Genomic DNA, 14,257 nt, shown 5'->3' with positions numbered 1-14,257 from the left:
CAATCTGTGCTAACAATATGGCTGACCCGATTTCTACTTTTGCCCCATACTTAATCAGGCAAAGGCGAGGAAACATGAATACGGTTAGCACACAAAATCAGATTCAAATTTTAGTCATCGAAGACGAAGCGGTACTGGCCATGTACGTCAGCGATCTGTTAGAGAATCAGGGGTATGAAGTCGTTGGTACAGCGGATAACGGCCGGGAGGCTTTGACCCTCTATCAGCAAAATCGCGTTGACCTTGTCCTTTGCGACATCAATCTGAAAGGCGACTGGGATGGCATCGAAACCATTCAGAACATCATCCGTTTCAAACCTGTACCGGTTATCTACATGACCGCCCAAACTGACAAAGAAACAGTTGAACGAGCCAAGCAAACCTATCCGGCAGCTTATCTGACCAAACCCGTTCGTCCTGATAATCTTCAGATTGCGGTTGATCTGGCGATCCACAATTTCGTACTTCGCAAAGTATCAGCCAGCCCTGATCTTGGGCATAAAACCACAACGACCGAAAAAGACCATCATAGCCGCGAAGCCATTCTGAAGATTGAGGATAAAGTATTTATTAAACACAATTATCAGTTTGTCTCCATCAATTTAGACGATATTCTGTTTCTGGAAGCCGACAATACATACACGACATTGGTGACCAAATCCCAGAAATTTGCCCTCCGGTTAACACTAGGCAACGCACTCAATCGGCTGGACTTTAGCGATCTGGTCCGGGTTCACCGCTCGTTTGTGGTCAATATCAAAAAGCTGAAAGGCTTCAATGAGCGCGAGATGTTCATCGAGTCATTTACCATTCCCCTCAGTCAACAATACAAAGAGGATTTCATCGGCCATTTTGCGTTTCACTGATCGCATACTTCCCCTTTCCTATTCTCGACCAACAACTTTATGAAACCGATTTTCATGGCCCTGCTGGGGCTACTGTTCGTGACACAATGTGCAGTTGCCCAAACCGCACCACCCACTACATATCAAGCGTTACAACAGCAGATTGCCACCTTGCCCGATACCACCCGTTTTGAACGACTGGCCGCGTTTTATCAGGACAAACTGAACCCAGCCCAGTCCAATCAGGCAGCCAACGCTATTGCTGACATGGAGCGAATTGCCGAGCGACTCCAAAATCAGACCCTGATTGGCCGTACGTATATGGCTAAAGGCTATTTGGAACAAGGATTAAACAATACGAATCAGGCCATCTTTAATTTCCAAAAAGCAGCCACGACGTTCAGCGCAACCCCCGGCGCCATTTCCCGGGAAATTCGGGCTTTGCAGCGAATAACGGGCGTATATATTGGACTGCGCGAGTTGAAGATGGCGCAATACTATAGCGAGAAAGCCCTGAAGATCGCTCGTCGGGCGAATCGGAAGCTGGAAATAGCGAATCTGTATACCGATCTGGCAACAATCGAAGATATCCGCCAGCAGCCGCAAAGAGCACTGCATTACAATACTCAGGCAATCGGAATCTATCGGTCATTGGGCGAAGATTATCTCTACACGCTGTTCAACCGGGCCATCATACTAAAAAATGCCGGGCTCTACCAAGAGTCCACCGAAACGTACCGGCAGTGCCTGGTCCGGGCTCAACAGCAGAGCGACAGTCTGCTAGTGGGGATGATTTATTTGAATCTGCCCAATACGCTTCTCCTGATGAATCGACTGGACGAAGCCGAACATTACATTCAACTGGCGAAAACCTGGTCTCAGTATCAACCTGAAAATCTGCTCCATCTAAAGAATGTCTACGAAACGCTCACGGCGATTTACGAAAAACGGAGCAAGTACAAACAGGCATTGGGGTACCACAAACAATGGGCTATATACCGGGATAGTCTGTTCAATACCCAGAAAAGTCGGCAGCTAATCGAAAGTGAGACCCGCTTTCAGACGCGCGAAAAACAACTACAAATTCAACATCTGAATCAGGACAATCTGAATCAGAAACAACAACTTAGCTGGTTGATTGGTGGCGTTTCATTGCTATTGGTATTACTATGCATCATGGGTTGGCAATACCGCGCTATTCGCCGGGCCAATCGTGCGCTGGACGAAACGAACCATACTCTATCGGCGGCTAATGAACGGATTCAGCAGCAGGCAGGCCAATTGAAGGAGTTGATGCGGGAACTGCACCACCGGGTCAAAAATAACCTGGCTATTGTATCCAGTCTGCTCTACCTGCAATCGAATCGGCTGGACGATGAAAAGGCGATTCAGGCTGTACGCGAAGGTCAGCAACGGGTCGAAGCGATGTCGCTTATTCATCAACAGCTTTATCAGACTGATAACGTTACTCGGGTCAGCATGCCCGACTACGTTGGCGACCTGGTTCGGGGCCTGATGCAGTCCTTCCGTCATCAGGATAATTTTGACCTACAACTGGAAATCGAACCCATCGAAGTCGATGTCGAGCTAGCCGTACCGCTGGGGCTAATTCTGAACGAGTTAACCACCAACGCGTTCAAACATGCGTACCACGGTGTTGTCGATCCCCGGCTGAGTATCCGCATGTGGCAATCCGATCAGTTATATCTGGAAATCAGCGACAACGGCCCTGGTATCGACGCCATTCAGTGGCAAAAGCCCGCCCGATCCTTTGGTAAACGGCTCATCAACTCGCTGGTGAAACAGGCGGGTGGAGCATTGGAGGTTACAAGCCAGTACGGCACCTGTTTTCAGCTCGTTCTTCCCCGAGCCAATGCGTCTGTTGACACTCCCAACTCGCCCGTCATTGATCATGTAATGGCATAGTTTCTCTTTTTTGGATTTACTGTGCGTCACAAGCCGGAATCGCGGATCATCCCTGCTTTTCCGGCTTGGTCGTTTAACAGGTTCTCCTCAAGTCGTTGCTCCTTTCACACTTATTGCGGAGGTGGTTTCCCTTACAAAATCCGAGTGTTCACTATCACACGAACCACGTTCACTACCTATTCCCAGCATAAAAAATCAGCTCGTCGTAATCTTGTATCGTATTCAGAATCAGGAAAGTCCTGACAATTCTCAGAAAATAACTACGACAGCATAAAATGGCGGATTTGTGCTACCGAATTGGCCAATTTGAGCTAACCCGCCGGGTCTTCGGCCCGGTACTTTTGCCACCACAAAACCGACTTATCGCCGTCTGAATCAACCCGAAACACAAGTATTTACACATTCAGCATATATGAAATACCCATGAAAAAATTCGCATTCCTCGTTCACGTTCGTAGCAGTTACCAAACCGATCTGGCCGCTGTAGCCAAGCCACTAGGCTGGCTTCCTGAGTCATTTTATCAATACGCCTTCCGCAACCGCCCATTCCCTCCTTTTCTCTGGAGTAATATTACGTTGACGCCCAATGCAGTCGAACCACAGGGCCATGTCATCATGATTCCTTACTCTGGTCAGCAGATGCTTCAACAGCAAAAAGCCATGCTGCCCCGCATCGAACAGGGACTGCAACTGGCCGCTTCGCTCGGAGCTGAAATCGTAGGGCTAGGCGCGCTGACATCCCCTGTTACGATGGGCGGTAAACTGTTGACCCAGAATCCTTACGCGTCCATCACAAACGGCAATGCGTTTACGGCGGTGATCACTTACCAAAAAGTAGCTCAATTGATCCAGGAGTGCCCAAAACGATATCCAGTCGTAGCGCTGGTCGGTGCTACGGGTAGCGTAGGTAGTCTGGTAAGCCAACTGTTAGCCCTTCATCAACCGAATGCCGATTATGTACTCGTTGCCCGCAACGAACGAAAATTAAGAGGGTTGGCCACCAGCATGGTCGCGCTGAATGGCGATGTATTGCCCGAGATTGCCCTGAGCATGGAACGGGTCAAACAGGCCGATATAGTCGTCATGCTGACCAGCTCGGCCGACGCCCTGTTGCAGGCCGATCATCTGAAACCTGGCGCTGTTGTACTGGACGATACTATTCCGCGTAACACCCAGCCTAATTTGCTTCAGCAACGACCCGATGTAACCATCATCGACGGTGGACTGGTTGCCATGCCACATCTCCGGCTTAGCCGACCCATTGGCATACCGACGCAGACCTCCTATGCCTGTCTGGCCGAAACGATGCTCCTGGCCCTGGCCGGTCACGAAGGTCACTTCAGCATTGGCAACCCGACTCTGGAACAAGCCGACTACATCCGTGGACTGGCCAGTCGATTTGCACACCTGGGTTTTTGTCCAGCTGCCGATTACAGTTTTGGTCAGCCTGTCGATCCCCAAACGGTCCTTCCATACATTCCCTCTTCGTCTACCATTCCCTCCTATTTCGAACCTGAATTAATATGAAAACTCTTCCAACCCAAATCGTCCTGCTCGGGGGCGGATACGTTTCTGTTCTGGCCTACCAATCGATGGTTAAGAGGCTGCGTCGTCAACTCAAAAACGATGATGTTCAGATTACAGTCGTTTGTCCATTGCAGCATCATACCTTTCACGGCTGGACTGCCGAAACGCTCACGGGCGTTTTACAGGCCGACAACCAATTAAGTCCCCTGTCCGAAGTCATGCCCCTGGCTCAACTGCGAGTGGCGCAGGCCGAATCAATTGATTCTGACTGGCAAACCGTCACGATTCGACTGGAAGATGGAACGGTTGAAACCCTATTCTATGATCACCTGCTGATTGGCTACGGCTCCTTCGACAGCGAAATCGTTCCTGGCATTCACGAATATGGTTATCAGGTGAAAGCCCGTGATGCTTTTCATCAGACCAAAGACACGCTGTATAACCTGGTACAACAAGCGGCTCAGGTTGATGAATTGACGGCCCGTCAGTTGCTGACGTTCACCGTTGCTGGTGGTGGTTTCACTGGCGTTGAGCTGGCGAGCAACATCATGGAATACACACGTGTATTGAAAAAAAGGCACGCATCACTACAAACCATCGAGCCGCAGGTTCGACTGGTTCACAGCGGTCCTCACATTCTGACTGCCTTGCCAGACGGCTGTGAACGGCTGGTTCAGTACGCTGAGCAAACGATGATGGAATACGGGATTGAGGTCATTGCAAACCGCCGGATCACCAAACTAATCGAAACGGGCGTTTTCCTGAATGATGGCTCGTTTTTACCGAGTCGAATGGTGATTTCGACAGTCGGTCAAAGTCGAATTCGGCTCAAGGGTACCGAACTAATGAAGCGGGATACCGTCGGACGGCTCTGCGCCAATGCGAACTTGCAGATCACAGGGTACGATAACATCTGGGGCGGGGGCGATGCCTGCCACGTCAAACGCCCCAATGCCGACACGGCCTGTCCAGCCAATGCGCTTTGGGCAATCAAGCACGGTGAGCATGTGGGACGAAACATTGCCCGGGCGGTGCTGGGTAAAAAAATTAAACCATTAACATTCCGGGGTCTGGGCGAAGCGGCCAGCCTGGGTATTGGCAAAGGTATCGGTGAGCTGTACGGGGTATTGTTTACTGGCTGGCTAGCCTGGGTATTGCGCCTGATCTTTTTTCACTACTTCATGCCCTCACCAACAGTACGACTACGCGCTATGCGCGACTGGGCTTTCCTGCTTTTTCGAGGCCAACGCAAAGGGGTTTGGGTAATGGAACAGGAGCATAGAGCAGTAACTAGCAATGGTATCCTGCAGCCTGCCGATTTCCGTTATGAGCTGGCCGAGGTCCAGTAGTTCTTCGCGCATCTTATTAATTTTATTGCTACGTATGGAGCCATCCATTCACCGATCAGTTACGTCTAGTCAAGCCCCGAATGTGATCCGGGGGATAGCGTTGCTGGGCATGCTTATCATTAATTCCCAGACGTATTCGTTGTTTGCGTTTCTTACGCCCCAACAGGTATATCAGTTACAGTTGGATCGATCCGATGCGTATGTGCCCATGCAATTTTTTATCTATCTCTTTGTCAAGGGGCCATTTGAGATGATCTATAGTTTTTTGTTTGGATTTTGGTTCTATAAGCAATGGGAGAGCGATAAACAGGCGGACTTAGATGCCGACCGAATAGCCCAGCTTCGGCTCGTTTTTTTGCTTGTTCTGGGAGTGACTCATGGAATTATATTCTGGTCTGGCGATATTCTTCACCTCTATGCGCTCCTCGGTTTCAGCTTGCTTTACTTTGCGAAACGATCTGTACCCAGCTTAGGCAAATGGATCGTGGGGCTCGTTCTGCTGGCTATCTTACTGCCATTTGGCCAGGTGCTGATCCAACCAAAAGGAGCGACAGAGGTAATTCAGCGCGACCTGCAAATGGAAAATATACTTGACCAGTTGCTTACTAGCTGGCAACAGGGATCGATCTGGGACGTAATGACTAATCAACGAATGGCCATCATGATGCGTTATCGTATAGCGTTTACACAAGGTCTTTCGTCTTATATTCTTCATGAAACCATGTTGCTGATCGGGCTGATTGCGAGTAAGTTAGGGCTCCCCTACCGTATTACCCGGTTAAAAGTGCGGTTTTCTCTGTTCCTTTTACTGCTTTTCCCGGTAGCATTTCTGATCAAAAGTTTTTCGGTTCTTCTGGAGCTTGGGTTAGTCGTGTTTCCTGCTATTGATCAAGCCTGTCAACCGCTCCTGGTTTCAGTTTCTACGTTTATCGGAACGCTGTTACTCACAATGGTTTATTTACTGGAGATGGGACTAAACGTTCGGCTCCGGCCATCGGGCTGGATGATGTGGGTTGGCCGGGTGGGTCAGATGGGGTTAAGTAATTACCTGCTGCAAACCCTCCTATGCAGTATTCTTTTTTACGGATATGGTCTGGGACTTTCCGGTCATCTGACCCTGCTGGAATCACTCATACCGGTGCTGGGTATCTATGTCCTACAGGTTGTTAGTAGCAACTTGTGGCTCCGCTATTATCAGCAGGGACCAGTAGAATACCTCTGGCACCGAATAACGTATGGAAAGTCGATTCCCTCAAACCAAACGGCAACCGTTCGTTTGTAACGAATGTATTGTTGCCCTTTATTATGCATTATGGCACAACAACTTATCAATGGGATTCACCTGTATTACGAAGTTCATGGAACAGGTGAACCGCTTATTTTAATCAGTGGGCTTGGCGGTGACCATACGTTCTGGCAATCGAGCATTCCTGTATTGGCTTCTCACTTTCAGGTTATCGTGTATGATACGCGGGGCATTGGTCAAACGGATGCGCCGGAGGGTGTATATAGTATGGCGTTATTTGCCGATGATCTGGCCGGTCTGATGGATGCGCTGCAACTGAAGAAAGCCTATATATTGGGCTTTTCGATGGGCGGGGCGATTGCGCAGGCCTTTACGTTGGCTTATCCGGAACGAGTGTCTAAGTTGATCCTGGCTGCTACGTTTGCCGTGATGAATAGCCAGGCCAGACTTTTCCTGGATGCTGTGCTAGCCGTCTATGAACAGGGAGCGACAACCAGGCAAATGTTTGACCTGATTTTACCCTGGTTATTTTCTGCCCGTTTTTTGAGTAATCCCGAGAATGCTGCCTATCTGGTCTATGACGAAGACGATCCGTATCCACAACCCCTATATGCCTGGCGGGCACAGTATTTAGCTCAACAGCACTATTCGAGTTTGCTATTCGTACATACTATTCAGGTGCCAACTTTAGTACTTGCTGGGGAGCAGGATCGACTCGCTCACGTTGACGATGCCGAATTATTGGCTTCTACCATTCAACACGCCGGGCTAGTGATTATTCCCGGTTCTGGTCATTTAATCAATTATGAACAACCTGATTTATTCCATGAACACATCCTCGATTTTATAAGTAGGAGTATTAAAACTGGTGGCCAATAGACTTACCTATTGACCACTGCTCCTATATAGCCTGGTACTATAATTGATAAAAAAGTTTATGACGATCCATCCATCTGACTCAACGCCTAACCAGGTATCTGTGATTTATACTATTGACCTCCATAGAGACAAGCAGGTACCTAAACCTAGACGGGTGAAGCTGTCTAGCATCTTATTCGGTGTATTTTTAATTCTGGTCCTGGTAAAACAGCTACATGTACTGGAGGTGTCCTGGTGGTGGATTTGCCTGCCGATTTATTTGATACCTGCTGGCTATGGACTGCTCATTATTGTGATCTTTTTGATATGGCTGGGGCAGGAACTCCAGCATAGATTACGAATCCGCTAAAATTGGCACTTTTTACACGTAACGCTTATTGCGGAGCAATGGATGCTGGCATTTGCGTCAGCACCTGTTTGAACGATTCGGCATCCACACTAAAATCGCCCCGAAAAGGATTATCCATCGCAACCGTTAAAAATAGCAGGGAGCCAAGTAACAGGGCCAATAAAAGAGTCAGTAATAGGTGATAGCTTACGTGCTCACTGACAAAGAACCAGGTGATGATAATATTGATAAAGGAGCCTAGAATAATGACCCACCACAAAACCGCCGGTAAGCTACTGTTACTGCCCTGCAACCGATCCCGCCGAACCTTGGCCAGCTCGTTATACTGCTCCAGAGCCTGTTCATGAATCAATCGTAGCCCCGCATCTGTGGGCACAAAGTTGAATAACTCCCGTTTGAACCGATACAGGATATGGGTACTTGCTCTGGGCATAGTACCCTGTCGCAACTGAGGCCAATCCTGATTAATCACAGCCTGGACATAGTCCCGTAGATGCTGCTGCAAAAGCTGACGCTGGGGCATAGGGTACGCACTTACATCCTGATAGATGGCTGCGGTGATGCCTGCTTCATCATCAACTTCCCCGGATAACGTTTGAAAATTACTCCAGACGCCAGCAGCCACCAACCCCAGAGCAATACCGTAGATAACGCCCGAGGCTCCCAAAAAATAGCTTACCAAATCATTTTGCTGTTCGTGTTCATCGGCATGGCGTCGTACCCATTTTCGGCTCATCAGCAAACCCAGTGCAGCAAAGGCCATGGAGGTTCCGGTACAGAATAGAAAAAGCAGCCAATTGGGCAAGTTATAGATCCAGTCCATAGCATCGACGAAGAAGAGTAAAATTGGCCAAAGCTATTCAAGCGAATCTTATTTCGAGGTCTTACTCAGCGGATTGTAGGTTAAATAAGGATTAAACTGATTTCCTGAGTCAACGATCTACAGCCAGAAAACTGCTCCATCAGGGTAATAACTGATCAGTGCCCCATCATTGGTTTGCTCCAAATCTACCAAATCTACTTTTGCGTTTAAGTTGATCATACTCCATGTCAGGGTATAAGGTATCGGCTCATTTGCTACTGCGTGGTAATCAATTAGTTAATGTTCAATTTTTAGATTTAGTAGTAACATTTTATATTTAAATAGTATCATATTCAACAAATTTACCTTTCTTTGTTGTTAAAAAAGGCAAAACGTATCATGACAGTTGTCATTTTCCATCAAATAACCACCTATATCTTACCTAATCAAACTGATATAGTACCTGCCTTTCACAGCCCTATCCAATCATACTAATTACCTACCTCATCTGTCGCCAGATCCTTTGCCTATTTACTCTAAGTGCCTTACAACCCCTCGTTTTCGTTGGAATGCTTGCCCTCATTACTCTCAATGCACGTAATGAAGTGCCTCCTGCGATTTCATCTCTATGACAATCCATCCCGCCAAATCTTCTATTAACTAAGTCCCGATCAATGGGTCAAGAAACGCCCCCAGTATATATACGACTTACTGAGCGGAGTATTTCCCCATTAAACAGATTTCACTTAATACGTAATGATTAAAACAATTTATCAAGCATTCTTTTTGTGCATAGTACCCTATTTTCTCCAGGCTCAGTTTATCATTAACTCTCCCATGACCCGGTCGGTCATTCAACGAAATGCCGCCAATCGGGCTCAACTTACTATCGCCGGTAAAGCACCAGGAACAGCCGCAACGATCGAAGCCCGACTCATACCTATGGTGGTAGGACAAGGTACGCCTAGTGACTGGACGCTCGTGGCTACCGTCAACAATGATCAAACATTTAGAGGAACGCTACCAGCTTTGGGCGGTTGGTATCGGCTCGAGATACGAGCCAAATCTGCCACCACTGTGGTCGCCGATACCGCTGTTAACCGAGTCGGCGTTGGCGAGGTCTTCGTCATTGCAGGACAGTCCAATGCCCAGGGGGGAATCGCCACCGATGTCCCACCAGCCATCGACGACCGAGTCTCCTGCATCGACTTCTTCCAGCGTGACCAGATCGACACTCAGACATTCCCCTTCCTGTTCAGTCATGTCAGTGCAGGAGCCAGCATTGGACCATCCAATGCGCCCTATCTCTGGGGAATTTTGGGTGATAGTTTGACCAAACGACTCAATGTACCGATTCTGTTTCTGGGGGCCGCCCAGGGAGGCAGTAACAGTACCGAGTGGGCTAACAGCGCTGCGGCAGCACCCATCACCCTCCCCTATCAGCGAGTCAGTGCTACGCTCTTATACTACATTAGTCGGCTGGGTATGCGGGCGATCTTATGGCATCAGGGTGAAAGCGACAGCGGTATATCTGAACAGACGTACTTCAACAATGTCAACTCGCTCATCACAAAAAGTCGTCAGCAACTGAGCCATAGCCGTCTGGCCTGGCTGGTCTCGCGGGCCAGTTATATCTCAGGGGCAACCAATAGCCAGGTGATTTCGGCCCAGAACCGGTTAAGTCACGAGGTCGCCGATGTGTATGCGGGTCCGGCCACCGATGGGTTGATTGGTCCCGACAACCGCGTGGATGACATCCATTTTGGCGGTCAGGGTCTGGTGCGTGTGGCTAATTTATGGAATCAGAGTCTGACAGACTTGTTTTTCAGTCAGTCAATTCCGTTCACTCCTTCAGCCGACACGATTTGGACCGACGCAGGCTGGCAAGCAGTTACGAGCGGCACCGCGTTTAGCAGTCTGCAGCGGGTCGGGTATCGGTATGAATCGTCGTCGCACAATTTTTTCTTGTTAGTTGGATCAAGTTCACCCGTCGAAGGGCGGTTGGAGCGGTTGGATAGTGGTGATTTTACTGACACCTCCTGGTCTGTCCTTAGCCCGACCGCGAGTTCAGGTTATGCCAATCCTGGCTTCAGTGATTATGGGTATTTACGTTTTTATGCACCGGGGGGGGTATCACCAGGAAGGTATCGGTTATCTGTGCGCCCGGTTGGTGATAAAGGTACAGGCTATCAACTCGAAACGGTCTTACATGATTTCCGCAATACGCTCTTCATTGGCAATGAGCCGACCCCGCCCGTTCAGCAGGGCGACTTAGTCATCGGTTCTAACCTGGACTTACCTCAGGCTAACTTCGCAGCCCCAGGCAGTGTGGGTAATTTCGTGGTGAATGTGTTTGAGGTAGCTGGCCTGCCCACCTCCACGGGCAATGTGCAGCTCACCATTACCGTTCCCGTTGGCTATACCCTCGCCTTTGCCCCTACTCTCACTAGCATCAATGTGTCGGGCGGAGATCACAATCCCATAGTAGTGACAAATGGACAGTGGAAAGTGAGTCAGTCAGTGGGGGCACGTCAGTTGACGCTGACGATGAACCTGGGAGCCTTTATCCGTGGGGGGGGCAAATCGAGTTTAGGCTTCAACATCACCCGGACTAGTGCAAACTCGGGCAGTACATCCTTTATCTCTGTAAATGCGAAGGATGACTTGACGACGAGTTATGATGACAATCAGAGCAGTAATGTCTATGTACGCATCATCAGTGGGTTGTAATCGAATGGAACCAGGGCATAGTGGGTCGTTTTAATGAACCAGCCCGCTACCCTGAATTTCGAAGTAAAATCGGAAAAATAGAACATACACTGCCAGTTCATCTGTTGGCATTTTCAAATCTTCGAAATGTGTTAAGGAACCCGGATTTTGTGTCAAATACGCGCCAAAGGTCATCAATACCTTTGTAACGTATTAAAACACAGACTAAGACTACCATGTCAAAAATAATTTTAATAACCGGTGCCTCTCGTGGCTTTGGTAAACTCTGGGCAAAAGCACTATTAGAACGTGGCGATAAAGTTGCTGCAACCGCCAGAAATGTAGAGAACTTACATGATCTGATTGAAGAATATGGCGACGCGATCTTGCCAATCCAGCTAGATGTGAATGATCGGGACGCTTGTTTTGCAGCAGTAAACAAAACCAATGAACATTTTGGCCGCATAGATGTGCTGATCAATAATGCAGGCTTTGGTTTATTTGGCGCTATTGAAGAGACAACAGAACGGCAGGCACGGGCTCAAATGGAAACTAACTTTTTCGGTCTTCTTTGGGTTACACAGGCTGTGATTCCGGTCATGAGAGCGCAGAAAAGTGGGCACATTATTCAGGTGTCAAGTTTTCTGGGGTTGGTAACCCTTCCGGTTCTGGGAATTTATAATGCGTCGAAGTATGCAGTTAATGGGTTGAGTGAAACCCTTGCAAGTGAGGTTAAAAGCTTCGGCATCAAAGTAAGTTTGATCGAACCAAACGGATTTTCAACGGATTGGTCTGGTGCTTCGGCTGTCCAGACAGAAGCCAACGAAGTGTATACTCCAATTAAACAAGCATTTTTCGAAAGCGCAACGCCGGATACCTGGGGGAAACCTGAATCAACTACGAAAGCTGTATTAGCATTAATTGATTCTGAAAATCCTCCACTTCACTTCTTGTTAGGCAAAATAGCTTATCCTGGGGTGAAGCAGGTGTACAGTGAACGCATGGCCGAGTTTGAAGCATGGAAAGAAGTTTCTGCAGAAGCGCATGGTCATTAATCAACCTAAATAATGTAAACCCTGCAACACAATCTACAGCTTTATTGATGTAGATTGTGTTGCAGTTCTATGATGAAAATGAAACATTATAAAAATCTAAGCGAGCTTCACAGAGAAAACGGATTTCCGCCTAATGAAAATCCGTTATTCAGCATCTATCAGTGCACCGGAACCTGCTCAATGGGTGACCGGGAGTTTACAAGCGATTTTTATATGATCGGCTTCAAAAAGTTAAAATCAGGCGTAATCCTGTATGGTCGCACCAAATATGATCATGATTGTGGGTCGATGATGTTTATCAAACCCCGGCAGATCATTGAGATGAAAAATCTTAGTCTGGAAGAAGAAGGGTTTCTGATCTTTATTCATGAAGATTTTCTAAATGGGCATGCTCTGCATAATGACATAAAAAAATATCATTACTTCGATTATGAAACGAATGAAGCCCTGCATGTATCGCCAAAAGAAGAACTGATAATCTGGGAGTTATATCGAAAAATCGAAAACGAGTATAACAATAATCAGGATGAATACAGCCGGGAAATTATTTTGGCAAACGTTGACACGATGTTGAAATATTCACAGCGTTTTTACAGGAGACAGTTTATCAACCGCTCAGAAACCTCAGGAAAAACCGTTAGCAGATTTATTGAGGAAATGGATAGGTATGTCAGTAGCGGATTCCTGACAAGTAAAGGCCTTCCGTCAGTTCATTACATGGCCGAAAAGTTAAATATTTCATCAGGCTATTTAACCGATGTTTTAAAGCAAGAAAGTGGAAAAACAGCCCTTGAACATATCCATATTTATCTCATATCGGAAGCTAAAAATCAGCTCAAATCTGAAGACAAATCGGTTTCGGAAATCGCCTACACATTAGGATTTGAGAATTTATCCTATTTCTCAAGGCTCTTTAAAAAAGAGGTTGGGATCACACCTGTTTTGTTCAAAAAACAACTACTTAATTAACCCTATTCATCATTTTTGTCAACAGCCCTTAACAGCCGCCCCTTTAAATTCCTTTTTTGCAGCTGCTTCTACCTCGGTAGACTGACAAGCCTTTAGTTATACTTCCACCAAACGTGTCAGATTACTCTGACTTTGCGATTGCACCAGCATAGCGAGGGTTGTTTTCTCGTAAACGGCCAAATTAGCATCCCGAACTCGCAACATAATGGGCCGAATCTCGCAGGTTTCTTCATCGGTGCAGTCATCACAACGCACATAGAAATTTAGCGAAACGCAAGGTGTAGGCGCAATGGGCCCATCGATGACCCTGATCACCTGAGCTAGATTGACGCGGTCGGGTTCAACCCGCAACAGATACCCTCCCCCTTTCCCTTTCTGACTTTGCAAAATGCCGTGATTGCGCAGCTCGAGTAGAATGGCTTCCAGGAATTTTTTAGGGATATTTTCTTTGGCTGAAATATAAGAAATGAGCATTGGGCCATTCCCATATTCTTCGGTCAGCACTTTCAGCGCTTTAATAGCATATTTGGCTTTCTTTGAAATCATTTTATGTAGGCAGTTATGGTGTCATGCTTCTATTTATAGATCAAATATAAGCTAC

General features: G+C 47.5%; 12 protein-coding genes. 10 read left to right on the top strand and 2 right to left on the bottom strand.

Going from position 1 to position 14,257, the window contains the following annotated elements:
• Nucleotides 1–74: 74 nt before the first annotated feature.
• The 7 genes from GO755_RS00570 to GO755_RS00540 all read left to right on the top strand — a co-directional run bounded on the left by GO755_RS00570 (nucleotide 75) and on the right by GO755_RS00540 (nucleotide 8,121).
• Complete coding sequence (locus GO755_RS00570) at nucleotides 75–866, top strand: response regulator (protein ID WP_157582624.1); 792 nt, start codon at nucleotides 75–77, stop codon at nucleotides 864–866.
• 39 nt (nucleotides 867–905) lie between these two features.
• Complete coding sequence (locus tag GO755_RS00565) at nucleotides 906–2,771, top strand: sensor histidine kinase (protein ID WP_157582623.1); 1,866 nt, start codon at nucleotides 906–908, stop codon at nucleotides 2,769–2,771.
• A gap of 423 nt (nucleotides 2,772–3,194) precedes the next feature.
• The gene (locus tag GO755_RS00560; protein ID WP_157582622.1) at nucleotides 3,195–4,298 is read left to right on the top strand and encodes a shikimate dehydrogenase; all 1,104 of its coding nucleotides are present in this window, start codon (nucleotides 3,195–3,197) and stop codon (nucleotides 4,296–4,298) included.
• A complete protein-coding gene (locus GO755_RS00555; RefSeq protein ID WP_157582621.1) occupies nucleotides 4,295–5,647 on the top strand; it encodes an NAD(P)/FAD-dependent oxidoreductase in 1,353 nt (450 codons plus the stop codon). The genes GO755_RS00560 and GO755_RS00555 overlap by 4 nt, the downstream gene beginning before the upstream one ends.
• 34 nt (nucleotides 5,648–5,681) lie before the next feature.
• A complete protein-coding gene (locus GO755_RS00550) occupies nucleotides 5,682–6,929 on the top strand; it encodes a DUF418 domain-containing protein (protein ID WP_198174718.1) in 1,248 nt (415 codons plus the stop codon).
• 30 nt (nucleotides 6,930–6,959) lie between these two features.
• Nucleotides 6,960–7,772 carry an alpha/beta fold hydrolase gene (locus GO755_RS00545; protein ID WP_198174717.1) on the top strand — a complete coding sequence of 271 codons (813 nt, stop codon included), beginning with the start codon at nucleotides 6,960–6,962 and terminating at the stop codon, nucleotides 7,770–7,772.
• A 58-nt stretch (nucleotides 7,773–7,830) separates the two neighbouring features.
• Nucleotides 7,831–8,121 carry a hypothetical protein gene (locus GO755_RS00540; RefSeq protein ID WP_157582618.1) on the top strand — a complete coding sequence of 97 codons (291 nt, stop codon included), beginning with the start codon at nucleotides 7,831–7,833 and terminating at the stop codon, nucleotides 8,119–8,121.
• A 25-nt stretch (nucleotides 8,122–8,146) separates the two neighbouring features.
• Here the strand turns inward: GO755_RS00540 and GO755_RS00535 are convergent, their stop codons facing one another.
• A complete protein-coding gene (locus GO755_RS00535; RefSeq protein WP_157582617.1) occupies nucleotides 8,147–8,944 on the bottom strand; it encodes a bestrophin-like domain in 798 nt (265 codons plus the stop codon).
• A 735-nt stretch (nucleotides 8,945–9,679) separates the two neighbouring features.
• Here GO755_RS00535 and GO755_RS00530 point away from each other — a divergent pair.
• From GO755_RS00530 to GO755_RS00520, 3 genes are all read left to right on the top strand, one after another.
• Nucleotides 9,680–11,653: a sialate O-acetylesterase gene (locus GO755_RS00530; RefSeq protein WP_157582616.1), complete on the top strand. Its 1,974-nt coding sequence runs from the start codon at nucleotides 9,680–9,682 to the stop codon at nucleotides 11,651–11,653.
• 215 nt (nucleotides 11,654–11,868) lie between these two features.
• On the top strand, nucleotides 11,869–12,687 hold the full coding sequence (locus GO755_RS00525; protein ID WP_157582615.1) for an SDR family NAD(P)-dependent oxidoreductase: 819 nt from the start codon (nucleotides 11,869–11,871) through the stop codon (nucleotides 12,685–12,687).
• 78 nt (nucleotides 12,688–12,765) lie between these two features.
• Nucleotides 12,766–13,656: a helix-turn-helix domain-containing protein gene (locus tag GO755_RS00520; protein WP_157582614.1), complete on the top strand. Its 891-nt coding sequence runs from the start codon at nucleotides 12,766–12,768 to the stop codon at nucleotides 13,654–13,656.
• A gap of 96 nt (nucleotides 13,657–13,752) precedes the next feature.
• Here GO755_RS00520 and GO755_RS00515 read toward each other — a convergent pair whose 3' ends face one another.
• Nucleotides 13,753–14,202 (bottom strand): RrF2 family transcriptional regulator, encoded by a 450-nt coding sequence (locus tag GO755_RS00515; RefSeq protein ID WP_157582613.1) that lies wholly within the window; start codon nucleotides 14,200–14,202, stop codon nucleotides 13,753–13,755.
• Between the last annotated feature and the right edge of the window lie 55 nt (nucleotides 14,203–14,257).

The organism is Spirosoma arboris (assembly GCF_009754945.1).
Taxonomy (GTDB): domain Bacteria; phylum Bacteroidota; class Bacteroidia; order Cytophagales; family Spirosomataceae; genus Spirosoma; species Spirosoma arboris.
The sequence above is the reverse complement of the archived record's forward strand: the minus strand, read 5'-3'. Positions and strand labels throughout refer to the sequence as shown.

What these genes read in the sequence shown, in the direction of transcription:
- GO755_RS00525 (WP_157582615.1), top strand. Translation starts at nt 11,869, where the DNA reads ATGTCAAAAATAATTTTAATAACCGGTGCCTCTCGTGGCTTTGGTAAA.
- GO755_RS00540 (WP_157582618.1), top strand. Translation starts at nt 7,831, where the DNA reads ATGACGATCCATCCATCTGACTCAACGCCTAACCAGGTATCTGTGATT.
- GO755_RS00570 (WP_157582624.1), top strand. Translation starts at nt 75, where the DNA reads ATGAATACGGTTAGCACACAAAATCAGATTCAAATTTTAGTCATCGAA.
- GO755_RS00535 (WP_157582617.1), bottom strand. Translation starts at nt 8,944, where the DNA reads ATGGACTGGATCTATAACTTGCCCAATTGGCTGCTTTTTCTATTCTGT.
- GO755_RS00560 (WP_157582622.1), top strand. Translation starts at nt 3,195, where the DNA reads ATGAAAAAATTCGCATTCCTCGTTCACGTTCGTAGCAGTTACCAAACC.
- GO755_RS00545 (WP_198174717.1), top strand. Translation starts at nt 6,960, where the DNA reads ATGGCACAACAACTTATCAATGGGATTCACCTGTATTACGAAGTTCAT.
- GO755_RS00520 (WP_157582614.1), top strand. Translation starts at nt 12,766, where the DNA reads ATGAAACATTATAAAAATCTAAGCGAGCTTCACAGAGAAAACGGATTT.
- GO755_RS00565 (WP_157582623.1), top strand. Translation starts at nt 906, where the DNA reads ATGAAACCGATTTTCATGGCCCTGCTGGGGCTACTGTTCGTGACACAA.
- GO755_RS00555 (WP_157582621.1), top strand. Translation starts at nt 4,295, where the DNA reads ATGAAAACTCTTCCAACCCAAATCGTCCTGCTCGGGGGCGGATACGTT.
- GO755_RS00530 (WP_157582616.1), top strand. Translation starts at nt 9,680, where the DNA reads ATGATTAAAACAATTTATCAAGCATTCTTTTTGTGCATAGTACCCTAT.
- GO755_RS00515 (WP_157582613.1), bottom strand. Translation starts at nt 14,202, where the DNA reads ATGATTTCAAAGAAAGCCAAATATGCTATTAAAGCGCTGAAAGTGCTG.
- GO755_RS00550 (WP_198174718.1), top strand. Translation starts at nt 5,682, where the DNA reads ATGGAGCCATCCATTCACCGATCAGTTACGTCTAGTCAAGCCCCGAAT.